This is a genomic window from Roseomonas genomospecies 6 (genome assembly GCF_008365375.1).
In the GTDB taxonomy this organism is placed as follows: Bacteria; Pseudomonadota; Alphaproteobacteria; order Azospirillales; family Azospirillaceae; genus Azospirillum.
In genome coordinates this window covers 181,982-205,486 of the sequence record NZ_QOKW01000003.1, presented here as the reverse complement: position 1 = coordinate 205,486, position 23,505 = coordinate 181,982, and the positions used below count along the sequence as shown (strand labels likewise).

Below are 23,505 nucleotides of genomic sequence, written 5' to 3'. Positions count from 1 at the left end.
CCGTTGCGCCAGGGCTTCCTATCTGTATAGTGGGGCATGAGCCGAAGCGGCGCTCAACCCTTAATTTCCTGCGTACCGCGCGCTTACCAAGGGAATGGGGCCATGAAGATCACCATCGATATCGACTGCACACCCGAAGAGGCGCGCCATTTCCTGGGCCTGCCCGATGTGAAGCCCATGCAGGACGCCATGATGCAGGACATCCAGGAGCGGATGCAGGCTTCCCTGCACGCCATGGACCCGGAGACGATGTTGAAGACATGGCTGCCGGCGGGAATTCAGGGGATGGAGCAGCTTCAGAAAATGTTTTGGTCCCAGATGGCCGCCGCCATGGGACAGGATGGACGCAAGTGACCGATCCGAAGCCCTACTTCGAAGCCCATGTTTTCTCCTGCACCAACCGCCGTCCCGATGGCCACAAGCGCGGCTCCTGCGCCGCCCGCGGTTCCGAAAAGCTCCGCGACTACATGAAGGCCCGCGCCCGCGAGCTGGGTTTGGATGGCCGCGTGCGGATCAACGCCGCCGGCTGTCTGGACCGCTGCGAGCTGGGGCCGGTGCTGGTCATCTACCCGGAGGGGGTCTGGTACACCTACCGCTCCTTCGCCGATGTGGACTCGATCCTGGAGACGCACCTGATCGGCGGTGGCCGCGTGGAGCGGCTCATGCTGAAGCCGGAACAAACGGAATTGCTGCCGGAACAGGTCGGTTGATCGTTTCGGACCCGGCACAATGATATTTGGTACGATGATCCCGACGATCTTCGCTCTCGCCACCGCCCCCGGCCGCGCCGGTGTGGCGGTGGTTCGCGTTTCGGGGCCCGCCTCCGGCGACGCCCTGGCGGCTCTGACCGGCAAGCCCTTGCCCGCGCCCCGCATGGCCACCCTCGTCCGGCTGCGCGAACCTAGAACGGGAGAGGCGCTGGACGACGCCCTGGTCCTGCGCTTCACCGCCCCCCGCAGCTTCACCGGAGAGGATGTGGTCGAGCTGCATCTGCATGGCGGGCGCGCCGTGGTGGCCGGTGTGGTCGAGGTTCTGTCCGCCCTGCCTGGCCTGCGCGTGGCCGAACCCGGCGAGTTCACCCGCCGCGCCTTCGAGAACGGCAAGCTCGACCTGACCGAGGCCGAGGCGGTGGCCGATCTGGTGGACGCCGAGACCTCGGCCCAGCGTCGGCAGGCCCTGCGGCAGATGGAGGGCGCGCTTGGCAAGCTTTACGATGGTTGGCGGGAACGGCTGACCCGGTCGCTGGCGCACATCGAAGCGGACATCGACTTCCCCGACGAGGATCTGCCCTCCGGCGTGTCGGACGCCGCCCGCCCGGTGCTGAACGCCCTTGCCGCCGAGATCGACGCCCATCTGGATGACCGGGGCCGGGGCGAACGGCTGCGCGAAGGGCTGCACATCGCCATCGTCGGCGCGCCCAACACCGGCAAGTCGAGCCTGCTGAACGCCCTGGCCCGGCGCGAGGCCGCCATCGTCTCGGCGCGCGCCGGCACGACCCGCGATGTGATCGAGGTTCATCTCGACCTCGGCGGCTATCCGGTGGTTCTGGCCGACACCGCGGGCCTGCGTGAAGCCGCCGCCGACGAGGTGGAGGAGGAAGGCATCCGCCGCGCGCTCGACCGTGCCGCCCGCGCCGACGTGAAGGTGGCCGTGTTCGATGCCACCGCCCTGCCCGCGCTGGACCCGGCCACGGTTGCGCTGGTGGATGGGGACACGGTGGTCGTCCTGAACAAGACCGACCTTGCCGACGCTCCGATCCCGACGGTCGGCGGCCAGGATGCGGTTGCGGTCTCCGCCCGGACCGGTTCCGGCCTGGCGGAGCTGGAGCGGCGTTTAACGGCGTTTACCGCCGACCGGCTGGCCGGCAGCGGTGCGCCCGCTTTGACCCGCGCCCGGCACCGCTCCGCCCTTGAGGAATGCCGCGACGCCCTGCGCCGTGCCCTGACCGCTCCATTGCCGGAACTGATGGCCGAGGATGTGCGTCTGGCGAGCCGCGCCCTGGGACGCATCACCGGGCGGGTGGATGTCGAAGACCTGCTGGACGTGATCTTTCGGGATTTCTGCATCGGCAAATGACCCGGCGTTTTCGTGACAAACGCGCCGCAACGCTCTGTTTCACGTGAAACACGGGCTTTGCGGCGTCGCAGCGCTTGGCGTCCGGCGCTGACTCGGCTATGGTCCGGCCATGCGAACGTTCGACGTCATTGTTGTCGGCGGAGGCCACGCCGGTTGCGAGGCTGCCGCCGCCGCGGCGCGCATGGGTGCGCGCACCCTGCTCCTCACCCACAGGCTGGACACCATCGGTGAGATGTCCTGCAACCCGGCCATCGGCGGGTTGGCGAAAGGGCATCTGGTGCGCGAGATCGACGCGCTGGACGGTGTCATGGCCCGCGCCATCGACCGTGGCGGCATCCAGTTCCGCATCCTGAACCGCAGCAAGGGACCCGCCGTCCGCGGCCCGCGCGCCCAGGCCGACCGCAAGCTCTACCGGCAGGCGGTGCAGGCGATCCTGGGGGAACAGCCGAACCTGTCCATCGAAGCCGGCGGCGCCGAGGACCTGACCATCGGCAGCGATGGCCGGGTGACCGGCGTGGTGACCGGCCATGGGGAGAGCATCGCCGCGGGCACCGTCGTGCTGACGACCGGCACCTTCTTGCGCGGGCTGATCCACATCGGTGAGGAAACCACCCCGGCGGGCCGCGTCGGGGAGGCTCCGTCCATTGGTCTGTCCGACACGCTGGCGCGGCTGGGCTTCCCGCTCGGGCGGTTGAAGACCGGAACGCCGCCGCGTCTGGACGGGAAGACCATTGACTGGGACGCGTTGGAGAAGCAGCCGGGCGACACCCCGCCTCCGCCCTTTTCCTATCTGACGGACCGGATCGAGACGCCGCAGATCGACTGCGCGATCACTTGGACGACGCCGGAGATGCACGCGCTGATCCGTGGCAACCTCCACCGCGCGCCGATGTATTCCGGCCAGATCCAGAGCACCGGTCCGCGCTATTGCCCGTCCATCGAGGACAAGGTGGTCCGCTTCGCCGACAAGGAGCGTCACCAAATCTTCCTGGAGCCGGAGGGGCTGGACGACGACACGGTCTATCCGAACGGCATTTCCACCTCCCTTCCCCGCGACGTTCAGCTCGGCTTCCTGAAGACGATGCCGGGTCTGGAGCGGGCCGTGATGATCCGCCCCGGCTATGCCATCGAATACGATTTCGTGGACCCGCGGGAGCTGAAGCCGACACTGGAGACGCGCCGCACCCCAGGCCTGTTCTTCGCGGGCCAGATCAACGGCACGACCGGCTATGAAGAGGCGGCGGCGCAGGGCTTGATGGCCGGCATCAACGCCGCTCTGGTGGCCGGAGGATCGGCGGAGGGATTCGTGCTCGACCGGGCCGATGCCTACATCGGGGTGCTGGTCGACGACCTCATCACGCGAGGCACCAACGAGCCCTACCGGATGTTCACCTCGCGCGCCGAGTACCGGCTGATCCTGCGCGCGGACAACGCCGACCAGAGGCTGACGCCGAAGGGGCTCGCCATCGGCTGCGTCGGCACGGCGCGGCGCGACGCCTTCACGGCGAAGGCCGAGGCTTTGACCGCCGGCCGTACTCTGGTGCGCGCGCTCCAGGCCACCCCGGCCGAGCTTCAGCGGCAGGGCATCGCGGTCAATCAGGACGGCGTGCGCCGGTCCGCCGCCGACCTCCTGCGTTATCCCGACCTCGACCTCCCTGCCCTCGCCCGGCTGTGGCCGGAGCTGTCGGCCATCCCGGCGGACGTCGCCGAGCAGTTGGAGATCGACGGCAAGTATGCCGGCTACCTCGACCGGCAGGAGGCAGACATCCGCGCCTTCCGCAAGGATGAGGCGCTGGAGCTTCCCGACGATCTCGACCCCGACACCATCGGCAGCCTGTCGGCGGAAATCCGGCAGAAGCTTCGGCAGGCCCGCCCGGCCACTCTGGGCGCCGCGGCCCGTATTCCCGGCATGACCCCGGCGGCGCTGGTCGCCCTGCTCCGCCATGTGAAACGGCGCGACGTGAAGGTGGCCGTCTGATGAGCCTGTTCGATGCTGCGGCGTTCCAGGCGGAAACCGGTGTTTCACGTGAAACGCTGGACCGTCTCGCCGCCTATGAGGCCACGCTGCGCAAGTGGCAGCCGAAGATCAATCTGGTCGGCCCCTCCACCCTGCCCGACGCCTGGCGCCGGCATTTCCTCGATTCGGCCCAGCTCCTCCCGCTCCTGCCGGACGGTGTCCGTGTGCTGGTCGATCTGGGCAGCGGTGCTGGCTTTCCCGGTCTCGTCCTCGCCATCATGGGCGTGCCGGAGGTCCATCTGGTGGAGAGCGATTCCCGCAAATGCGCCTTCTTGCGCGAGGCGGCGCGCGCCGCCGGGGCTTCGGTCACGGTGCACAACAAGCGGATCGAGGCGGTTGCGTCCATCGCCACCGCCATTGCTGCCGATGTGGTGACGGCCCGTGCGCTCGCCCCGTTGAACGACCTGCTGGGATGGGCCCATCCCTTCATCCAGGATCGGGGTGTGGCACTGTTTCCCAAGGGCCAAAATGTGGCGGACGAATTGACCGATACCACCAAATATTGGAAGATGCGGACCGAGCGCTTCGACAGCCGCACCGACCCCACCGGAACCATCCTGCGTGTGAGTGGTATCGCCCGTGTCTAAGACCGCGACCCTGATGCATTCCCGCTCCGAGGCTTCCCGAGAGGCTGCCATGCCCTCTGCCCTTCCTTCCGCCCGCGTCATCGCGATTGCCAACCAGAAAGGTGGTGTGGGAAAGACCACGACCACCATCAATCTGGCAACCGCCCTCGCCGCCATCGGCAAGCGCGTCCTGGTGATCGACCTCGATCCCCAGGGCAACGCCTCCACCGGCCTCGGCATTCCGCGCTCCGACCGCCGTGTCGGCATCTACGACGTGCTGTTCGACGGCATGCCGTTGGAGAACGCCGCGACCGTGTCGTCCGTGCCGAACCTGTCCATCATCACGTCGTCCGTCGATCTGTCGGGCGCGGAGGTGGAGCTGGTCACGTCCGAGCGCCGCGAATTCCGGCTGCGCGAGGCGGTGGACAAGAGCGCGCTGGAATACGACTACGTCCTGATCGATTGCCCGCCGGCGCTCGGCCTGCTGACGCTGAACGCGCTGGTCGCCTCCCACGCCGTGATGGTGCCGCTGCAGTGCGAGTTCTACGCGCTGGAGGGTCTCAGCCATCTGGTCCGGACCATTGAGCGGGTGAAGCGCGCCTTCAACCCCGACCTGGACATCCACGGCGTCGTGCTGACCATGTTCGACAAGCGCAACAACCTGTCCGACATGGTCGCCGCCGACGTGCGCGGCTTCTTCGGAGAGAAGGTCTACGACACCGTCATCCCCCGGAACGTGAAGGTGTCGGAGGCGCCGTCCCACGGAAAGCCGGTGCTGATCTACGACATGCGCTGCCCCGGGTCGCAGGCATACATCCATCTGGCCGGCGAAGTGCTGCGCCGTGAGAAGAGGCTGAGCGCATGATGGAGGATACCAAACGTTCGGATGGCGGTGCCCGCCGCGCCAGCCTGGGCCGTGGCCTGTCCGCGCTGTTCGGCGAGGCGGCGGAGGATTATTCCGCCCTGGACAAGGTGCGCCAGTCCAAGCAGGTGCCCATCGAGTTCATTCACCCCGGCAAGTACCAGCCGCGCCGGACCTTCGACGACGAGGCGCTTCAGGGCTTGGTCGAGTCGATCCGCGACAAGGGCATCCTTCAGCCCCTGCTCGTCCGGCGCGATCCGGAGACGACCAATTCCTACGAGCTGATCGCGGGTGAACGCCGCTGGCGGGCCGCTCAGATCGCCGGCCTGCATGAGGTGCCGGTCGTCATCCGCGAGCTGTCGGACCGTGAAGCGCTGGAAATCGCGCTGATCGAGAACATCCAGCGCCAGGACCTGACGCCCCTCGAAGAGGCAGAGGGCTACAAGCGCCTGATGGAGGAGTTCGAGCACACGCAGGAGGATCTGGCGCGCTCGGTCGGCAAGAGCCGCAGCCACGTTGCCAACATGATGCGCCTGCTCGCCCTGCCCGACCCCGTCAAGAGCATGGTGCAGGACGGTGCGATCAGCGCCGGTCACGCCCGCGCGCTGCTCACCTCCTCCGATCCGGTGTCGGTGGCGCGCGAAGTGGTCAAGCGCGGGCTGAACGTCCGCCAGACCGAAGACCTGATGCGTGGCAGCGCCCCCATCAAGCCGAAGAAGGCCGGCGGGCGCGGTGGTGCCTCCACCGATCCGACCCTGAAGGACGTCGATCTGGTGAACCTGGAGGAGGAGATATCCGCCCGCATCGGGCTGAAGGTCGCCATCACCCCCCAGGGCAAGGGCGGTTCCATCACCATCCACTATCAGACTCTGGACCAGCTCGACGATGTGCTGCGGCGCCTCGGCGGCGAGTAGGGTGTGACGGAACCAAACTGTCACTTTAGTGAAACGGCACTAACATGAACTCCCCCTAAACAGGGTCGTCCGGTCGGCAACGGCGCGGCCGGAACCGACACAGAGGGGGAGACTCATGAAGCCCATTCACCGCTTGTTCCTTGCCGGCCTTGCCGGGACCCTGCTGGCCGGTCCCGCATTTGCGGACCAGAAATTCCCGGCGGAACTGGCCGGGCACGGCATTATCGACGCCGCGACATTCGTCGCCCCGCCCGCGGACGCGCCGGAGCTGTTCCGCACCTCCGGCAAATTCACCGCCACCGACCGCAAGCGCGTCGATCAGCCCCGCAGCATCGAAGGCACGTCCTTCCTGTCCGCGCCCGGCGCCGCGCGCGGAACGGGCATGGCGCTGCCCTTCGAAGGCCAGCCGGTCCAGGGCTTCTCCGGGATCAAGGCGCTGGGCGACGGGACCTTCATGGTGCTGACCGACAACGGTTTCGGCAGCAAGGGCAACTCGCCCGACGCGATGCTGACGGTGCACAAGCTGGCCATCGACTGGCGGACCGGGAAGGCCGCTGTGGCCGAGACGCTGTTTCTGCGCGATCCGGACCGCAAGGCGCCCTTCCCCATCGTCACCGAAGCGACCAAGGAACGTTACCTGACCGGCGCCGACTTCGACGTCGAGAGCATGCAGATCATCGGTGACCGGATGTATTTCGGCGACGAGTTCGGCCCCTACATCCTGGTGACCGACCTGACCGGCAAGCTGCTCGCCATGCATGAAAGCGTCGTGGACGGTAAGACCGTGCGCTCCCCCGACCATTACGCGGTCTCCACCCCGGCGGTGCCCGGCGCCGTCGGCTTCGAGGTGCGCCGGTCGCGCGGCTTTGAGGGGATGGCCGCGTCAAAGGACGGCGCGTTCCTCTATCCGCTGTTCGAGGGGCCGCTGTGGACCGGTGGCGCCTGGGAGACCAAGGACGGGCGGGAGTATCTGCGCATCGCCGAGTTCGACGTTGCCAAGGGCGCCTTCACGGGCCGCAGCTTCAAGTACCTGCTGGAGGCCAACGGCAACAACATCGGCGACTTCAACATGATCGACGCCACCACCGGCCTGATCATCGAGCGCGACAACGGCGAGGGCGACCCGGCCAAGGGCTGCACCGGCCAGCCCGCCGCGGATTGCTTCAACGTCCCGGCCCGGTTCAAGCGCATCTACAAGATCGACTTCGCCCAGGCCGACGCGGAAGGCTTCGTGAAGAAGGTCGGCCACATCGACCTGATGGACATCGGCGATCCGAAGGGCGTCGCCCGCATCGGCGGGGATAAGGGCAAGTTCACCTTTCCGTTCGTGACCATCGAGGATGTCGATGTGGTGGACGCGGAGCACGTCGTCGTCGCCAACGACAACAACCTTCCCTACTCGTCGGGCCGTGCACTGGGCAAGCAGGACCACAACGAGCTGATCCTGCTGCGCGTGCCGCAGTTCCTGTCGGCGAAGTAAGGAAGAAAGCCTAGCGCCGCGCCAGCGAGGCGAGCTGGAACAGGACGCGGGCGCAGAGCGTCTCGTCGGGCATGTTGGTGCGCTTGCAGTCCGCCTCAGCCTCGACGAGCCGCTCCAACGCCTGCCGCACCAGCGGCGCCGGCCAGCGGCGGGCCTGACCGGTCAGCCGCGGCTTCATCTTGAAGAAGACCGGCGGGCGCAGCGATTCCACGGCGGCGTCCACCGATTTGCCCGCCGCCATCTGCCCGGCCACCAGTTGCAGCCGCTGGAAATGGCGCTGCGCGGCGCGCAGGATCGGCACCGGCGACATGCCCTCCGCGAACAGGCGGGCCAGCGAGCGGTCGAGCGTGGCGAAATCGCCCTCAGCGGCGGCCCAGATCGGCTCGTCGAGCGACAGGGCCGCGCTGTCGCCCACGCAGGCCTGGGCGTCCTCCAGCCGCACGCGCGTTTCGGACCCCATGTAGAGCGCCAGCTTTTCCATCTCGCCGCGTGCCACCATGCGGTCCCCGACGAGGTTGCCGGCCAGGAAGGACAGGGCGTCGGGATCGGCGGTCAGCCCGTGGCCGTGCAGGATGTCCGCGATGACCCGGCCGAGAGCCGCCTCCTCCTCGACATAGCAGGGAATGGCGACGGCGCCCTCCGCCCCCTCGAACAGGGTGCGCAGCTTCGACCGGTTGCCGAGATCGCCCGATTCGACGACGACGAGGCTGTCGCCGGGCGTCCGATCGGTCAGGAAGGCGGCGAAGGCGGCGGTGACGTTGTCCTCCGCCTCGCGCACGCGGATCAGGCGGCGGCCCCCGGTGAAGGACAGGGCGGCGGCCTCGTCGGCCAGACGCGCCGGATCGTCGGCGACGGCACGGCCCAGCATCTCCGTCACCCGGAAGGGATCGGAAAGATCCGCGACCACGGTGCGGCCCAGCCCCATGGCGCGGTCGCGCACAAGCCCGGTGTCCGGACCGTAGAGCAGGACCGCGCGGATCTTGGGATCGGGGCTGCGTAGAAAGCCGTCGATCGCCCGGGCTTGCAGCTTCACGAAGACACCGTCGGTGGCGGGGAACCGATCGCCGCTAGGCTGAGCGGATCAGGGCTTGTGGCCGAGATGGGCGGACACGCGGGTGGTGATCTCGTTGGAGATCTCCAACAGCGCGCGGTCGTAGGCGTTCTCGACCGTGGCGAGGGCGCCGTACTGCTGCTCCAGCACGTTGTAGCTGATGTAGGAGCGCGCATTGGCCTGGAACAGGATCTTGCCCGTCGCCGCGTCGGTGAGCTGATAGGGGGCGTTCACGACAAGCTGGGCACGGGTGGCCGTCGCGTCCTTCTGAAGGGCGAGCTTTTGCTCAGACGCGGTTAACACGGTCTCCAGCCGGTAGCGCGGAGCCGCGGGACGGCCATCGGTGTAGAAGCGGTCGATCAGGAGATTGCGCAGCTTCTGGCCATAGCGGTCCTTGATGACGTCGATCTCCACCTGCTGAAGCTCGGCGGCGCCGACGCTGTTCGCCCCGAGATTTCCATACATGGGCTGGAAACCGCAGGCCGCCGTGGCGAGCACCGCCGGAGCCAGCAGGGCGAGGGCCATAAGCCCCCGCCGCCGGACGCCGGCTTGCCGGTCTTGAGGATCAGACGACGACATTGATCACCCGGTTCGGGACGACGATGACCTTGCGCACGGGCTTGCCCTCCAAGGCGCGCTGGACGTTCGCGTCGGCCAGGGCGGCCTGCTCCGCGGCGTCCTTCGCCATGTCGCGCGGCAGTTCCAGCGTGGCGCGCAGCTTGCCGTTGACCTGCACCGCGATGGTGACCGAATCCTCGACCACCAGGACCGCGTCGGCCTGCGGCCAGGGCTGGTCCACCAGCAGCGTGGCGTGGCCGAGCTGCGCCCACAGCTCCTCGGCCAGATGCGGCATCATCGGGGCGATCAGCCGGGCGGTGGTCTCGAACCCTTCGCGCAGGACCCAGGCCTCGCCCTCGCCCTTCCCGTCCAGCTCGGCCAGGGCGTTCGACAGCTCGCGCACGCGGGCCACGGCCTTGTTGAAGCGGAATTTCTCCAGGTCTTCCGAGATGCCGGCGATGGCCTTGTGCACCTGACGCCGGGTGGCCTCGGCCTTGGCGCCGAGGGTGTCCGGCTTCGCGGCGCCGGCGGGCGGCAGCTCCACCGCCGACTCCGTGACCATGCGCCACAGGCGGTTGATGTAGCGCCAGGCACCGTCGATGCCGGCCTCCGTCCATTCCAGATCCCGCTCCGGCGGGCTGTCGGACAGCATGAACAGACGGGCGGCGTCGGCGCCGTAGGTGCCGATGATGTGCGCCGGGTCCACCACATTCTTCTTGGACTTCGACATCTTCTCGACGCGGCCGACCGTCACCGGGCCGTCGTTGTCGTTGCGGATGTAGTCGCCGAGATCGTTCTTCCGGATGTCGGTCGGGGCCAGCCAGGCACCGGTCGCCGCGTCCTTGTAGGTCTCGTGGTTGACCATGCCCTGGGTGAAGAGGCCGGCGAACGGCTCCTCCACGTTCAGGTAGCCGCACTGCTTCATCGCCCGCGTCCAGAAGCGCGAGTAGAGCAGGTGCAGCACGGCATGCTCGATGCCGCCGATGTACTGGTCCACGGCCAGCCAGTAGTCCACCGCCTCGCGCGTGAAGGCGACGTCCTCGGCCTTGGGCGAGCAGAAGCGGGCGAAATACCAGCTCGACTCGATGAAGGTGTCGAAGGTGTCCGTCTCGCGCACCGCCGGTTTGCCGCAGGACGGGCAGGTCGTGTGCTTCCAGGTCGGGTGATGGTCCAGCGGGTTGCCGGGCTTGTCGAAGGTCACGTCCTCCGGCAGAACCACCGGCAGATCCTGTTCCGGGACCGGAACGATGCCGCAGCTTTCGCAGTGGATGACCGGGATCGGGCAGCCCCAGTAGCGCTGACGGGAAACGCCCCAGTCGCGCAGGCGGTACTGGGTGGTGCGCTCGCCCTGCCCCTGCTCCTCCAGACGCTTGCCGACCTCCTGCTTGGCCGGCTCGACCTCCAGCCCGTCGAGGAAGCGGGAGTTGCGCAGCAGACCGGGGCCGGTGTAGGCCTCGCCCCCCACCGTGAAGGCGGCGGGATCGGCGTCGGCAGGCACGACCACCGGCGTGACCGGCAGGCCGTACTTGCGGGCGAAATCCAGGTCGCGCTGGTCATGGGCCGGGCAGCCGAAGATGGCGCCCGTGCCGTATTCCATCAGCACGAAGTTGGCGACGTAGACCGGCAGTTCCCAGGACGGGTCGAAGGGATGGACCACCTTCAGGCCAGTGTCGAAGCCGCGCTTCTCGGCGGTCTCGATCGCTTCCTCGCTGGTGCCCAGGCGGTTGCACTCGGCGATGAACTCGGCCAGTTCCGGATTGCCGGCGGCCAGTTCGGCGGCCAGCGGATGGTTGGCGGAGATCGCGGCGAAGGAGGCGCCGAACAGCGTGTCGGGCCGGGTCGTGAAGACTTCCAGCCTGTCCGTCCGTCCGACGAGGTCGAAGCGGAAGCGCACGCCGGTGGACTTGCCGATCCAGTTCTCCTGCATCAGGCGCACGCGCTCCGGCCAGCGGTCCAGCGTGTCCAGCCCCTTCAGCAGCTCGTCGGCGTAGGCGGTGATCTTCAGGAACCACTGGGACAGCTTGCGCTTCTCCACCAGCGCGCCGGTGCGCCAGCCGCGGCCGTCGATCACCTGCTCGTTGGCGAGAACCGTGTTGTCGACCGGGTCCCAATTGACCCAGGACTCCTTGCGGTAGGCCAGGCCTTCCTTCAGGAAGTCCAGGAACATCTTCTGCTCGTGGCGGTAATATTCCACGTCGCAGGTGGCGATCTCGCGATCCCAGTCGATGGACAGGCCCATCGTCTTCAATTGGGCGCGCATGGCCGCGATGTTCTCGCGGGTCCATTTGGCCGGGTGGGTCTTCTTCTCCAGCGCGGCGTTCTCCGCCGGCAGGCCGAAGGCGTCCCAGCCCATCGGGTGCAGCACGTTGAAGCCGCGGGCGCGTTTGTAGCGCGCGATCACGTCGCCGATGGTGTAGTTGCGGACATGCCCCATGTGGATGCGTCCCGACGGATAGGGGAACATCTCCAGCACGTAGTATTTCTCGCGCGAAGCGTCCTCGCGGGCGGTGAAGCAGCCGTGCCGCTCCCACTCGCCCTGCCACTTCGCTTCGGTTTCCTTGACATTGTAACGCGACATGACCGCAGACGCCGTTCGGTGGATTTCGGGGGACTCATGAAGTAAGGCGCCATCGGCGGAACGACAGGCGGCGGATCGAATCCGTCGCCCGGTCCCGCCCGGACGGCGCCCGTGCTCAGCGCGCCGCGGCCTGCTGGGCGACGCGGAGCTGGCGGGCGCGGGTCAGCACCGCGTCCTCCAGGGTCGTCGCCGTCTCCGGCCCGACCGAGCTGTCGCGCCAGTCCGACCCGGCGCGCGCCTGCTTGAACACCGACACCCGCACGCCGTCGGCGCGGAGCTGGCGGTCCATGATGTAGAGGTTGACCTTGAAACGCTCGTTCGGGGTGTCCGGCGGCGTGTACCAGTCGGTCAGGATGACGCCGCCGAAGGGGTCGGCGGACACGATCGGCATGAAGGACAGCGTATCCAGCGAGGCGCGCCACAGGAAGCTGTTGACGCCGATGCCGTTGGGATCGCCCTGGTCCGCGCCGTTGCGCTTGTTCTTTCCGAACAGGCTGAATCCGCCGTCGGTGCCGAGAAGGCTGCCGAACTTGTATTCCTTCTTGATCTGCTCATCGACGGTTTCCGTCTGGCCGCCCCAGCTGGAGCAGCCGGCCACGGCGAGCGACGCCACGAGCGCGACGGGGGCAAGGCGAAGGACACGGGAACGGCGCATGGTCGGAACCTGGATCAAAAAATTCGGGGTACCGCGCACGATACCGCGGCGGATGCGGGTGAAAAGACCATAAAAGGCCGCCCGCGGCAACAGGCGATGCGGGGCGCAGCCTGTGCCTTCGCTGTGTCCGGCGCGGGCAACGCGGGCCTCTGTACGGGTCCGGCGGCAGGGCGGAATCACGGCCATGGCACGGGACCCGGGTGTGATCCGTCGGACACACTGTTCCTTCATTGCTGCAACTTTTCGATTTCCGGCTTGCTGGCGTCGGTGCATCTGCGTACGACATAGCCAGCCAGGACGTTAACCTGGCTGAAAATTCTGCTGCCAGGATGGAGGCAACAATCATGAACCGTTATCTGCTCGCGGGCTGCGCCGCTGCCGCTCTGGCTCTGGGTGCCGGCGCTGCCAACGCTCAGGCCAAGTTTGAAGTCAAGGTCGGCGGCGACGCCTACTTCGAAGGCGGCTACGTCAACGAGGACCGCGATCAGGGCGCCCGTTCGGTTGACTTCCGCAACCGCTTCCGCGTCATCGTGACCCCGACCGCCAAGGCCGACAACGGCCTGGAGTACGGCGGCCGCATCCGTATGCGCGCCAACAGCGGCGCCGGCAACGCCCGCACGATGGACGCCGACCGCGGCTACATCTTCGCCCAGGGCGCGTTCGGTCAGGTCCAGATGGGCGTGACCAACTCCTTCAACGACGCCACCTACGTCACGGCCCCGCAGGATTACCTGCAGCTCGGCATCTATGACGGCGTCGCGGCCTGGATCGGCCAGACCACCGACATCGCCGGCGGCCTCGCCGGCCTGAACGGTTCGATCCTGAACCAGTCGCTGGTCGTCGAGAACAACGCGACCAAGATCGTGTACTTCTCGCCGCGCTTCGCCGGCCTGCAGGTGGGCGCCAGCTACACCCCGCGCAACGACGACTCGCACGCTTCGGTCAACCGCGCCGACCTGACCCCGGTCACCGCCACCGGCCGCGGCTTCTCGACCACGTTCGAGGACCTCGTCGAAGTCGGCGCCAACTACAGCAACACCTTCGGCGGCGTTTCGCTGAAGGCCAGCGCTGGCTACTACTGGGGCAACGCCGCCGGCACGACCACGGTCGGCGCCAGCGTCGAGGACCTGAACGCCTGGCAGGTTGGCGCCCAGGTTGGCTACGCCGGCTTCACGCTCGGCGGTTCGTACACCGACTTCGGTGAGTCGGGCCAGATCCAGACCGCGACCTCGGACAACGAGAAGAGCCGCCTCTGGGTTGTCGGCGCTCAGTACACCGCCGGCCCGATCGTCGTCGGCGCCAACTACAAGAACGGCAAGGACGCCGGCAGCCTCTACACCGCTGGCGACCGCACCCTGGAAGTCTACGAAGTGGGCGCCGGCTACACCGTCGCTCCGGGCCTGACCCTGCAGGCTCAGTACGACTACTTCAAGGCCGACAGCGACCTGAGCACCGCCGCTCTGGACCTGGACAACGACGGTCACGTCGTTCTGCTCCGCACGGTTCTGGCGTTCTAATCTGCGGTTTCCCGTGGATGAGAAGGGGCGGTGGCTTCGGCCACCGCCCTTTTTCTTTGCCTGCAATTTCTTCGTCCGCTGCGTCTCGGGTGTCCGGCGCCCTCCGCGCTGCGCTCCGTCGTCCTGGACCGCATTTTCTCTGCGCAAAGATTGTTCAACGCGCCCAAAATCTGAACAGCGGGTGTGCTATATTTACGGCAAACGGGAAAAACCGTTTGATTGCATACACTTATACCTGTGTCTTAATGGCAACTGTGTTACAACCGCATATTGATCCTCGTGGAATCGCTCTTGCTGCGTCGGCGAACGGATGGCTTAGTCATTGATGGGAAGCACAACCGCGCGGCCTCATTCTCTTTCGAGGCCCGCCAGAAGGATGGACCATCAATGAAGCGTTCTCTTGTTACGGGCTGCGCAGCCGTCGCGATCATCGCCTGCAGCGGCGTGGCTTCCGCCCAGACCAAGTTCGAGGTCAAGATCGGTGGCGACGCTTTCTTCCAGGGCGCTTATGTCGAGCAGGACCGTGACGAAGGCACCCGCTCCACGGAGTTCGCCAACCGCTTCCGCGTGACCGTCACGCCCGTCGCCACGGCCGACAACGGCCTGGAGTATGGCGGCCGTGTCCGTATGCGCGCCGCCAACGGCCTCAACAACGTCCGTACGATGGACGCCGACCGTGCCTTCATCTTCGTGAACAGCGGCTTCGGCACCCTGCAGGGCGGCACGATCAACGGCCTTTCGGATGAGTTCGGCATCATCGGCCCGAACGTCGAAGGCATCGCCGGCGGTCCGGACAACAACACGGTGGAGTTCCTGGGCGGCTCGCAGACCTACTCGCTGCTGCCGACCACCACCAACAACTTCCGTGCCTTCGCGTCGGGCGACGTGGGCACCAAGATCATCTACCTGACCCCGACCTTCGCCGGCATCCAGGGCGGCATCTCCTACACGCCGCGCACGGGCGACTCGCACACCTCGATCAACCGCCGACAGGACAACGGCGGCTTCCAGGACGTGGTCGAAGTCGGCGGCACCTACACCAACGAGTTCGGCGGCTTCAGCGTCGCGGCCAGCGCCTTCTATCAGTTCGGCGATGCGGTCGATGTCGGCACTGGCGCCGCCGCGAGCCGCTTCGAGGAGCTCAGCTCCGTTCATGCCGGCCTGAACGTCGGCTACGGCGGCTTCAAGATCGGCGGCAGCTACGCCTACAGCGGCGACAGCGGCTACGACAAGTCGCTGACCGTGAAGGAAAAGCAGGACATCTGGATCATCGGCGCCCAGTACGGCACCGGCCCGTTCATCCTGGCCGCCAACTACTCGCAGTCGTGCTCCAACGGCACCAGCCCGAACACCGGCCTCGTGGCCCCGGTCAAGGCCGAGCTGTACCAGGCCGGCGTGACCTACACCATCGCGCCCGGCCTGACCACGGGCCTGGAGTACAGCTACCTCGACCTCGACTCGAAGCTGTCGACGGTGGACAACGGCGGCATCAACCCCGACGACCGCGCGCACATCATCATGATCGACACCCGTCTGGCCTTCTGATCGGCCTTGCGGCACCTCTGACGGAAACGGCGGCGGATACCCATCCGCCGCCGTTTTCCTTTGGGCGACCGGCTTTGGACAGCCGGGATGCGAGCGGTCCTACTTCTTGGTTGCCTGCGCCGCTTCGGTCTCGCACAGCAGAAGGATCGCCGCATCCTCCATCGGGGTCCAGACGGCCAGCAGGCGATGCTTGGCCTTTTCCGCCGTGTAGACGGTGGTGCCCGGATCGCGGATGCTCTTGACCTTCACCTCACCCATCTTCCAGCCGGCCTTGCGGAAGCCACCCAGGGTGGAATCCAGGATCTGGTCCCGGCGGGCGTCGTCGCCCTTCTTGAACTCCCAGCCGTAGCTTTCCAGCTTGGTGCAGCGCCGGTTGATGTCGGCGGCGGTGGCGGTCATGAACTCCTTGTAGGTGCCGTCGTCCTGCAGCGGGAACGGCTGTTCGGCGAAGGGCGCCTGGGCGATGGCCGAACCCGCCGCCGTCTTCGGGGCTTCCTTGGCGGGAGCCGGGGCGGCCTTTCCGGCGTTTTGAGCGAAGGCGCCGCCGCCCACGAACGGCGCGGCCCCCAAAATCAGCGCCGACAGGATCAGAGGACGCATCCAACCACGCATGCCGTGTTCTCCTCGGGGTGCTTGCGTTTCGTCGGCCCGTCCGTTACCACGCCCTCCGGTTCCTGTACAGGCAGGCACCGCAGAGGGAGCCGCAGAAGGGGGAGAACCGGCATGTCCGCTTCGCACACCGATACGACGCCCGGCGCGCCAAACGATACCGTCACGGCCCGGCTGGAGGCGGTGCGCCGCGCGATCCTGGAAAGCTGCACCGCGGGCGGGCGCGACCCCGGCGCGGTGACGCTGGTCGCCGTTTCCAAGACCCATCCGGCGGAAGCGGTGGAGGAGGCCCTGGCCGCCGGCCAGCGCGTCTTCGGCGAAAACCGCGTTCAGGAAGCCAAGGCGAAGTTCCCCGCTCTGCGCGACCGCTTTCCGGATCTGGAACTGCACCTGATCGGTCCGCTCCAGACCAACAAGGTCAAGGACGCGGTTGCCCTGTTCGACGTGATCCAGACGGTGGACCGGCCCAAGCTGGCCGAGGCCCTGGCCGACGAGATGGCGCGCAGCGGGCGCCGCCCGCGCTGCCTGATCGAGGTCAACACGGGCGAGGAACCCCAGAAGGCCGGCATTCCCCCGGCGGAGTTGGAAGCCTTCCTGGCCGCCTGCCGCGGCACCTGGAACCTGCCGGTGACCGGGCTGATGTGCATCCCGCCGGTGGACGAGGAGCCGGCGATGCATTTCGCCCTGCTCGCCGACATGGCCCGCCGCGCCGGCCTGCCGGAGGTCAGCATGGGGATGAGCGGAGACTACGAGACCGCGATCCGCTTCGGCGCCACCCATGTGCGGGTCGGCACGGCCATTTTCGGGGCGCGTCCCTACCCCGCCGCCGGTTGACGCCGGCGGCTGAGGCAGGCGGGGCCGGTCACTCGTCCGCCGGGGCCGGGTGATCGAGGCGGGGAACGACCAGCACCTTGTCGATCCGGCGGCCGTCCATGTCCACGACCTCCACGCGGACGCCGTCCCATTCGAACGCCTCGCCGGCCACCGGGACATGGCCCAGGTGATGCAGCACCAGACCAGCCACCGTGTGGAAGTCGCCGGTTCCGCGCAGACCGCGCAGGCCGATGGTGTCCTCGAACTCGTCCACCGGCATCCAGCCTTCCACGAGCCACGACCCGTCCTCGCGCCGGACCGCGGCATGCTCCACCGCCTCCCCGGCCTCAGGCAGGTCGCCGGCGATGGTCTCCAGGATGTCGGTGAGCGTGACCACCCCCTCGATGCTGCCATACTCGTCCACCACGATCGCGAGGTGGTGTCCGGACGTCTTCATGAGGTCCAGCAGCTTCAGGATGGGCGTTCCGTCATGCACCACCAGCGGCTTCGTGGCGCTCGCCGCGAGGTCGAAGGGGCGCCCGTGGACCGCGTCGTCGAGCAGGTCGCGGGTGTGGACCACACCGACCAGCTCGTCCAGCTCGCCGCGGCAGACCGGGTAGCGCGAATGGGACCCGGACTTGATCTCGGCGAGCAGAAGATCCTGCGGATCGCCGAGGTCGAGCCAGAGGACGTCCGGGCGCGGCGTCATGATCGACCGCACGCTGCGGTCGGCAAGCCGCAGCACGCCGTCGATCATCTCCTTCTCCGCCGGAGCGAAGACCCCCGCCTGCGTGCCCTCCGAGATCATCGAGCGCACCTCCTCCTCGGTGATCGTCTCCTCGCGCTCGCCATGCAGGCCGAGCAGGCGGAGCACCAGATCGGTGGAGGCGCCGAGCAGCCAGACCATGGGGGCTGCGACCCGTGAGAGCATGCGCATCAGCGGGGCCACGAGGGACGCGACGCGCTCCGGGCTCTTCAGCGCGATCCGCTTGGGGATGAGCTCCCCCAGCACGATGGACAGGTAGGTGATGCCCACGAGCACCGTCGCGACGCCGATCGCCCGCCCGTACCCGGTCAGCGCCGGTATGGTGTCGAGCCAGACCCCGAACCGGTCGCCGAGCGTGGCGCCGCCATAGGCGCCCGCCACGACGCCCACCAGCGTGATGCCGATCTGCACGGTGCTGAGGAAGCGGCCGGGGTCGTCGATCAGCCGCAGAGCGGCGCGGGCGCCCCGGTTGCCGGCGTCGGCCATGGTCTGGAGCCGCGCCTTGCGCGACGAGACGACGGCGAGTTCGGACATCGAGAACACGCCGTTCAGAAGCGTCAGCGCGACGACGATGCCAATCTCAAAATACAGCATGATGGGCGCTTCCAGACAAAAGGGACGAACGGCAGCGGTGGCTTCGGAACCGCCGGCACGGCGGCCTTGGCCCCCATGTCGCGGTCGGCCGCCGTTCTGCGTCTGGAATGCCGCCCTGGACGGGCTGCGAAAGGACGCCGCAGGACGTCCGGAAGGCCCGGGCACCCTGCGGCCAGCGTTGGCCGCTCGAAAAGTCGTTCATCGTGTCCCCGGCCAGCCGCCGGAGGCGCTCCGCGTTTGTTGAACCGTCCCACATAATGCGGTCGCGGCGCGACTCCGGCAACCTCTTCGTGGGCCTGTCGGGCACGGCCGATAACGCAATTTTAGCAACCGCCATGCATCAATTTCGGAGTGCTTTTAATCGCCTTAAGGGCAGTTCCCGCCATGCGCAAACTCTTCAAGCTCGCCGCCGGCCTCGCGCTCACCGGGGTGGCCGGCTACATCGTCCTGGCGGAAGGCGTCGCCGTCGTCAGCGCCGATGCGGTCGTCAACGCGCGCGTCGCGGTGATGCGCGCGCCCATCGACGGCCAGCTTTCGCTGCAGCCGCGCGTCATCGGGGAACGGGTCCAGCGCGGCCAGACGCTCGGCAGCCTGACGGACGTCCGCGCGGACGACGCCCGCCTGTTCGACCTGGAACGGGTGGCTGGTGCGCTCGACACCGAGATTGAACGCATCCAGGCGCAGATCGCGAACGCGACGACGAGCGCCGCCGCTCTGCGCGACCGCACCGAAGCGTACCGCGACGGGCGCATCCGCCAATTGAAGGCCCGCATCGACGAGCAGCAGGCCCTGCTGGCCAGCGCCAAGGCGCAATCCATCGAATCCACCGCCTCCCTCAGGCGCGCGGAGGAGTTGAGGAACAACGGCGTCCAGTCGGTGGCGATGCTGGACAAGGCCCAGGCGGCGCACGAGGTGAACAGCCTGAACATCCGCGCGGCGACGGCCCGCCTGGACGTCCTGCGCACCGAACTGGAAGCGGCCTCCAACGGCACGTTCCTCGGCGATTCCTACAACGACACGCCCTATTCCAGCCAGCGGGCGCAGGAACTGGAGCTGCGTCTGGGCGAGCTGTCCGCCGAACTTCAGGAGCGCACCCGGCGCCTGACCAAGATCCGGGAGCAGATCGCGCTCGAACGCCAGCGGGTGTCCAAGCTGCGCGACGCCTTCCTGACCTCTCCGGTGGACGGGCTGGTCTGGGAGGCGCCCCTGGGCAACGACGAATACGCCCGCAAGGGGCAGGACCTGCTGCGGCTGCTCGACTGCTCCACGGTCATCGTCACGGCCAGCGTCACGGAAAGCGACTACAACCGCCTGAAGGTGGGCGATCCGGCCCAGTTCCGGCTGGCCGGCACCAACCGGGTCTTCGGCGGGCAGGTGCTGCGTCTGGCCGGTTCCGGCGCCGCGACGGTCTACAACAACCTCGCCATCGCTCCCGGCCCGGAGCATCTGAAGCGTTTCGACGTGGCGCTCGCCATTCCGGACCTCCTGAAGGACGCGGAGGCCGGCTGCGCGGTCGGGCGGACCGGCAAGGTGGTCTTCTCCGGCACGCCGCGCGACCTGATGCGCACCGTCGGCTCCTGGCTGGGGCTTGTCTGATGGTGCTGTCGCCCTTCGAGGCGAGCTTCGCGCCGGCCCTTCTGGTCTGCGGTGCGGCGCTTGCGGTCCTGCCCTTCTGCCGGCCGGACGACAGCCGGGTGCGGGTGGTGATGTTCGCCATCTGCATCGCGCTGGGGTGGCGCTACATCGTCTGGCGCTTCACCGGGTCGGTCCCGCCGCTGGCCTTCAGCGCCGAGGCGGTCGGCGCCTGGGCGTTCGTGCTGCTGGAGGCGGCGACCATCGCCAGCTCCTCGCTGGCCTTCGTCATGCTGTCCCGCGTCCGGAACCGCAGCGGCGAGGCCGACGAGCACGCCGGCTGGTGGCGGCCGGGGGAGCCGCCACAGGTGGACGTTCTGATCGCCACCTACAACGAGGAGGAGGCGATCCTCGCCCGCACCATCGCCGGCGCGCTCGGCATCGACCATCCGCGCCTGCGGGTGTGGGTGCTGGACGACGGCAAGCGGGACTGGCTGCGGGACCTGTGCGCGCGCAAGGGCTGCCATTATCTCCAGCGGCCGGACAACAGCCACGCCAAGGCCGGCAACATCAACCACGCGCTGAAGCATCTGGCGGCGCTGCCCCGGCAGCCCGATTTCGTGGTGGTGCTCGACGCCGACTTCGTTCCCCACGCCAACTTCGTCACCCGGGCCCTGGCGCTGTTCCACGACCCGTCGGTCGGTCTGGTGCAGACTCCGCAGCATTTCTTCAACCCCGACCCGATCCAGTCGAACCTGCGGATCGGCCGCGCCTATCCGGACGAGCAACGCTTCTTCTTCGACCACATGCTGGCGTCCCGCGACGCCTGGGGCATCGCCTTCTGCTGCGGCACCTCCTCCATGATGCGCTGGAAAGGGCTTCAGGCCATCGGCGGGTTCCCGACCGACAGCGTGACGGAGGACTTCCTGGTCACCATCCGCCTGAAGGAACGCGGCTGGCGGACCGTGTACCTCAACGAACGGCTGAGCGACGGGCTGGCGCCGGAGGGTCTGAAGGAATACATCACCCAGCGCGGCCGCTGGTGCCTCGGCATGATCCAGATCTTCCGCGGTCCGACCGGCCCCTTCGCGAAGAACCGCCTCAGCCTCATCGACCGGGTGGGGCTGATCGACTCCTTTCTCTACTGGGCGGTCACCTTTCCCTTCCGCTTCGCCTGCTTCTTCGCGCCGATCCTCTACTGGTGGTTCGGGATCAGCATCGTGAACGCCACGGCGCCGGACGTCGTTTCCTACTTCGTGCCTTATTTCGTCGCGACGATGATCGCGCTGAATTGGGTCACCCGCGGCCAGATCATCCCGCTGCTGAACGACGTCAGCCAGATGCTGACGATGTTCGAGATCATCCAGGCGGTGGCGGTCGGCCTCGTCAAGCCCAAGGGGCACAAGTTCAAGGTCACGGCCAAGGGTGGGCAGCGCGACCGGGTGACGGTCCAATGGGGCATGATGCGCCGGTTCGGCCTTCTGGCGGCGGCGACCGCCGGGGGCATGATCTACGCCAGTCTGGCGGACTACGCGCCCCAGGGTGGGGCCGGCGACGGCAAGATCATCGTCCTGTTCTGGAGCTTCTACAATCTGGCGGCCTTGGCCCTGGCCATGGTGGTGTGCGTGGAATTGCCCCGCTACCGGCAGGACGAGCGTTTCTGGACCGACGAACAGGCCGACGTCGAGATCGTCGGCCCGGAGATTGTAGGCCCAGGGATTATAGGCCAGGAAGGCGGTCGGACGCACCGCATGCGGGTCCTGGACATCTCGCTCGGCGGGCTGCGGATGTGGGGGACGCTCGACGCGGCGCCAGGGTCCCCGGTTCTCGTCCACATCGGCGAGGTCGGGCCGGTGCAGGCCACGCTGGTGGGGCAGGAGGACGGCGCCTTCACCCTGTGCTTCGCCGAGGACGCCCCCGAGAACGCCGGGGTGCGCGACCGGCTGATCCGCAAGCTCTATTCCGGACGCTACAGCGGCGCCGCGCCGTCGATCAGCCTGGAGAAGATCCTCACGGGGCTGCGGGCTCGCGCGACGCGCTGACCGGCTTCGCCGCAGCACCGCCGGGCGGCGTGCGCGGCCCGCGGGCATCGAGCGCCAGCGAGATCTGGACGAGGCTGGCCGACAGGCTGGTCGCCTCGGCGAAGGCCCGCGTGGGCGGCACCGGTGTGGCGCGGTCGCCCTGGCTGAGGCGGCGCGCGGCCTCGGCCAGCGCCTGCAGCGGGCGTGACAGGCGCCCGGCCCACACCCAGCCGGCCAGCAGGGTGCCGACGGCCATGGCGAGGCTCGCGAACAGGATTCCGTGCTGGAGCGCCGAAACGTCGGCCAGGGCGGCATCGGCGTCGCGGCGCATCAGAACCACCCAGCCGAGGCCGCGGTAATCGCCTTCTCCGCGCGTCGGGGTCACCGCGGTGAAATAGGTCCTTCCGTCCGGCCAGACGTCCAGGCTGGTCTTCGTGACGCCCTGCAGGCCGGCACGCACGCTGGCGAGTTCGAGCTTCCGGCCCTGCAGGTCCTTGGGGCCCATCAGCACCACGCCTTCGCGGCTCAGCACGAAGGCGTCCATCTCCGGCTTGCCGCCGCCGCTGCGCTCCAGGACCGACGCGGCGACCTCGCTGGCCCAGGCCCAACTGAGATGGGCGCCCAGGACGCCGAGCGGCACCCCGTCCTTGCGCACCAGCGGCATCGCGATGTCGACGAAACGCAACGGCTCGCCGTTCGGACCCGGCGGCAGCTTCTGGGCCAGCAGAAGCGCTTCGTGCAGGTCCCCGGCGAAGGGCGCCTGGGTGCCGGCGCGGAACCAGGGGCGGGCGGACACGTCGGCGCCTTCGAGCAGCCGCTGCGAGCTTGCCACCACCCGGCCGCCGGTTTCCGCCGCGCCGATCCATGCGTAGATGGGCACGTTCCGCTTCAGGGTTTCGAGCTGGTCGCGCAGGTCGTCCGTCCGGTCCAGCGAGCCCTGCGCGTTGATCATCGACGCGACCAGCGTCATGTCGCGCCAACGTTCGTGCATACCCAGATCGAGCATGCCGGCGATCTGGGCGCTGGCGTCCAGCAGGTTCTCGCCGGCCTTCGCGCGGACATGCTCTCCGACCTTGCCGCTCGCGTAGAGGCCGATGACGACGCTGGGGGCGATGCACAGTCCAAGAAGCCCCAGACGGAGGGTGCTTCCAAGGGACCTGGGCCGCTTCGTCATGGCATGACCTCTCCTCGGCAGGATATTCCGCGGGCGATCATCGCCGCCAGACGTCTAGATCCGGTTAACCGGGCGGGGTCCCCTCTCCACGCCCGCCTGTTCCATGGCCCTGCTCGCCCGCGCGCTCCCCCCGCCGG

20 protein-coding genes are annotated in these 23,505 nt (G+C 68.0%); 13 read left to right on the top strand and 7 right to left on the bottom strand.

The window, feature by feature from the left end:
- Positions 1-102 precede the first annotated feature (102 nt).
- The 8 genes from DS843_RS05500 to DS843_RS05465 all read left to right on the top strand — a co-directional run bounded on the left by DS843_RS05500 (position 103) and on the right by DS843_RS05465 (position 7,915).
- Positions 103-354 carry a DUF6489 family protein gene (locus DS843_RS05500; protein WP_149467876.1) on the top strand — a complete coding sequence of 84 codons (252 nt, stop codon included), beginning with the start codon at positions 103-105 and terminating at the stop codon, positions 352-354.
- Entirely contained in the window at positions 351-710 is a 360-nt protein-coding gene (locus DS843_RS05495; RefSeq protein ID WP_149467875.1) for a (2Fe-2S) ferredoxin domain-containing protein, read from the top strand. The genes DS843_RS05500 and DS843_RS05495 overlap by 4 nt, the downstream gene beginning before the upstream one ends.
- Before the next feature lie 37 nt (positions 711-747).
- Positions 748-2,076, top strand: coding sequence for a tRNA uridine-5-carboxymethylaminomethyl(34) synthesis GTPase MnmE (gene mnmE / locus DS843_RS05490; RefSeq protein ID WP_475849053.1), 1,329 nt, complete (start codon positions 748-750; stop codon positions 2,074-2,076).
- A gap of 109 nt (positions 2,077-2,185) precedes the next feature.
- Positions 2,186-4,054, top strand: coding sequence for a tRNA uridine-5-carboxymethylaminomethyl(34) synthesis enzyme MnmG (gene mnmG / locus DS843_RS05485; RefSeq protein ID WP_149467873.1), 1,869 nt, complete (start codon positions 2,186-2,188; stop codon positions 4,052-4,054).
- Positions 4,054-4,680 (top strand): 16S rRNA (guanine(527)-N(7))-methyltransferase RsmG, encoded by a 627-nt coding sequence (gene rsmG, locus DS843_RS05480; RefSeq protein ID WP_149467872.1) that lies wholly within the window; start codon positions 4,054-4,056, stop codon positions 4,678-4,680. Before mnmG ends, rsmG begins: the two co-directional genes overlap by 1 nt.
- Before the next feature lie 49 nt (positions 4,681-4,729).
- The gene (locus tag DS843_RS05475) at positions 4,730-5,524 is read left to right on the top strand and encodes a ParA family protein (protein ID WP_149467871.1); all 795 of its coding nucleotides are present in this window, start codon (positions 4,730-4,732) and stop codon (positions 5,522-5,524) included.
- Positions 5,521-6,435 (top strand): ParB/RepB/Spo0J family partition protein, encoded by a 915-nt coding sequence (locus DS843_RS05470; protein ID WP_149467870.1) that lies wholly within the window; start codon positions 5,521-5,523, stop codon positions 6,433-6,435. The genes DS843_RS05475 and DS843_RS05470 overlap by 4 nt, the downstream gene beginning before the upstream one ends.
- Positions 6,436-6,550: 115 nt before the next feature.
- Positions 6,551-7,915, top strand: a complete 1,365-nt coding sequence (locus DS843_RS05465) for an esterase-like activity of phytase family protein (protein ID WP_149467869.1) — start codon at positions 6,551-6,553, stop codon at positions 7,913-7,915.
- A gap of 10 nt (positions 7,916-7,925) precedes the next feature.
- On the opposite strand, the gene holA is transcribed toward DS843_RS05465, so the two are convergent.
- The 4 genes from holA to DS843_RS05445 all read right to left on the bottom strand — a co-directional run bounded on the left by holA (position 7,926) and on the right by DS843_RS05445 (position 12,757).
- Positions 7,926-8,948 carry a DNA polymerase III subunit delta gene (gene holA, locus DS843_RS05460; protein WP_149467868.1) on the bottom strand — a complete coding sequence of 341 codons (1,023 nt, stop codon included), beginning with the start codon at positions 8,946-8,948 and terminating at the stop codon, positions 7,926-7,928.
- A gap of 48 nt (positions 8,949-8,996) precedes the next feature.
- Positions 8,997-9,491 carry an LPS assembly lipoprotein LptE gene (lptE, locus tag DS843_RS05455; protein WP_286191953.1) on the bottom strand — a complete coding sequence of 165 codons (495 nt, stop codon included), beginning with the start codon at positions 9,489-9,491 and terminating at the stop codon, positions 8,997-8,999.
- A gap of 40 nt (positions 9,492-9,531) precedes the next feature.
- Complete coding sequence (gene leuS / locus DS843_RS05450) at positions 9,532-12,102, bottom strand: leucine--tRNA ligase (protein WP_149467866.1); 2,571 nt, start codon at positions 12,100-12,102, stop codon at positions 9,532-9,534.
- Positions 12,103-12,217: 115 nt separating this feature from the next.
- A complete protein-coding gene (locus tag DS843_RS05445; protein ID WP_149467865.1) occupies positions 12,218-12,757 on the bottom strand; it encodes a DUF3576 domain-containing protein in 540 nt (179 codons plus the stop codon).
- Positions 12,758-13,101: 344 nt separating this feature from the next.
- On the opposite strand from DS843_RS05445, the gene DS843_RS05440 reads away from it, so the two are divergent.
- Both DS843_RS05440 and DS843_RS05435 read left to right on the top strand, forming a co-directional pair.
- A complete protein-coding gene (locus tag DS843_RS05440) occupies positions 13,102-14,274 on the top strand; it encodes a porin (protein WP_149467864.1) in 1,173 nt (390 codons plus the stop codon).
- Between the two features lie 387 nt (positions 14,275-14,661).
- Entirely contained in the window at positions 14,662-15,819 is a 1,158-nt protein-coding gene (locus tag DS843_RS05435; protein WP_149467863.1) for a porin, read from the top strand.
- A 99-nt stretch (positions 15,820-15,918) separates the two neighbouring features.
- On the opposite strand, the gene DS843_RS05430 is transcribed toward DS843_RS05435, so the two are convergent.
- Complete coding sequence (locus DS843_RS05430; protein WP_149467862.1) at positions 15,919-16,431, bottom strand: hypothetical protein; 513 nt, start codon at positions 16,429-16,431, stop codon at positions 15,919-15,921.
- Positions 16,432-16,542: 111 nt separating this feature from the next.
- On the opposite strand from DS843_RS05430, the gene DS843_RS05425 reads away from it, so the two are divergent.
- A complete protein-coding gene (locus DS843_RS05425; protein WP_149467861.1) occupies positions 16,543-17,262 on the top strand; it encodes a YggS family pyridoxal phosphate-dependent enzyme in 720 nt (239 codons plus the stop codon).
- Positions 17,263-17,290: 28 nt separating this feature from the next.
- Here DS843_RS05425 and DS843_RS05420 read toward each other — a convergent pair whose 3' ends face one another.
- Entirely contained in the window at positions 17,291-18,601 is a 1,311-nt protein-coding gene (locus tag DS843_RS05420; RefSeq protein WP_149467860.1) for a hemolysin family protein, read from the bottom strand.
- A gap of 384 nt (positions 18,602-18,985) precedes the next feature.
- On the opposite strand from DS843_RS05420, the gene DS843_RS05415 reads away from it, so the two are divergent.
- On the top strand, positions 18,986-20,197 hold the full coding sequence (locus DS843_RS05415) for an HlyD family secretion protein (protein WP_149467859.1): 1,212 nt from the start codon (positions 18,986-18,988) through the stop codon (positions 20,195-20,197).
- On the top strand, positions 20,197-22,215 hold the full coding sequence (locus DS843_RS05410) for a glycosyltransferase family 2 protein (RefSeq protein WP_149467858.1): 2,019 nt from the start codon (positions 20,197-20,199) through the stop codon (positions 22,213-22,215). The genes DS843_RS05415 and DS843_RS05410 overlap by 1 nt, the downstream gene beginning before the upstream one ends.
- Here DS843_RS05410 and DS843_RS05405 read toward each other — a convergent pair.
- A complete protein-coding gene (locus tag DS843_RS05405; RefSeq protein ID WP_286191952.1) occupies positions 22,184-23,368 on the bottom strand; it encodes a cache domain-containing protein in 1,185 nt (394 codons plus the stop codon). The two genes, DS843_RS05410 and DS843_RS05405, sit on opposite strands and share 32 nt — an antisense overlap.
- Positions 23,369-23,505: the final 137 nt, after the last annotated feature.

Excerpts from the sequence above, each read along its gene's own strand:
- DS843_RS05430 (WP_149467862.1), bottom strand. The coding sequence starts at position 16,431 with ATGCGTGGTTGGATGCGTCCTCTGATCCTGTCGGCGCTGATTTTGGGG.
- DS843_RS05425 (WP_149467861.1), top strand. The coding sequence starts at position 16,543 with ATGTCCGCTTCGCACACCGATACGACGCCCGGCGCGCCAAACGATACC.
- DS843_RS05445 (WP_149467865.1), bottom strand. The coding sequence starts at position 12,757 with ATGCGCCGTTCCCGTGTCCTTCGCCTTGCCCCCGTCGCGCTCGTGGCG.
- DS843_RS05420 (WP_149467860.1), bottom strand. The coding sequence starts at position 18,601 with ATGCTGTATTTTGAGATTGGCATCGTCGTCGCGCTGACGCTTCTGAAC.
- DS843_RS05500 (WP_149467876.1), top strand. The coding sequence starts at position 103 with ATGAAGATCACCATCGATATCGACTGCACACCCGAAGAGGCGCGCCAT.
- DS843_RS05470 (WP_149467870.1), top strand. The coding sequence starts at position 5,521 with ATGATGGAGGATACCAAACGTTCGGATGGCGGTGCCCGCCGCGCCAGC.
- leuS (WP_149467866.1), bottom strand. The coding sequence starts at position 12,102 with ATGTCGCGTTACAATGTCAAGGAAACCGAAGCGAAGTGGCAGGGCGAG.
- DS843_RS05410 (WP_149467858.1), top strand. The coding sequence starts at position 20,197 with ATGGTGCTGTCGCCCTTCGAGGCGAGCTTCGCGCCGGCCCTTCTGGTC.
- DS843_RS05405 (WP_286191952.1), bottom strand. The coding sequence starts at position 23,368 with ATGACGAAGCGGCCCAGGTCCCTTGGAAGCACCCTCCGTCTGGGGCTT.
- DS843_RS05440 (WP_149467864.1), top strand. The coding sequence starts at position 13,102 with ATGAACCGTTATCTGCTCGCGGGCTGCGCCGCTGCCGCTCTGGCTCTG.
- DS843_RS05465 (WP_149467869.1), top strand. The coding sequence starts at position 6,551 with ATGAAGCCCATTCACCGCTTGTTCCTTGCCGGCCTTGCCGGGACCCTG.
- DS843_RS05475 (WP_149467871.1), top strand. The coding sequence starts at position 4,730 with ATGCCCTCTGCCCTTCCTTCCGCCCGCGTCATCGCGATTGCCAACCAG.
- DS843_RS05415 (WP_149467859.1), top strand. The coding sequence starts at position 18,986 with ATGCGCAAACTCTTCAAGCTCGCCGCCGGCCTCGCGCTCACCGGGGTG.
- rsmG (WP_149467872.1), top strand. The coding sequence starts at position 4,054 with ATGAGCCTGTTCGATGCTGCGGCGTTCCAGGCGGAAACCGGTGTTTCA.
- DS843_RS05435 (WP_149467863.1), top strand. The coding sequence starts at position 14,662 with ATGAAGCGTTCTCTTGTTACGGGCTGCGCAGCCGTCGCGATCATCGCC.
- mnmG (WP_149467873.1), top strand. The coding sequence starts at position 2,186 with ATGCGAACGTTCGACGTCATTGTTGTCGGCGGAGGCCACGCCGGTTGC.
- lptE (WP_286191953.1), bottom strand. The coding sequence starts at position 9,491 with ATGGCCCTCGCCCTGCTGGCTCCGGCGGTGCTCGCCACGGCGGCCTGC.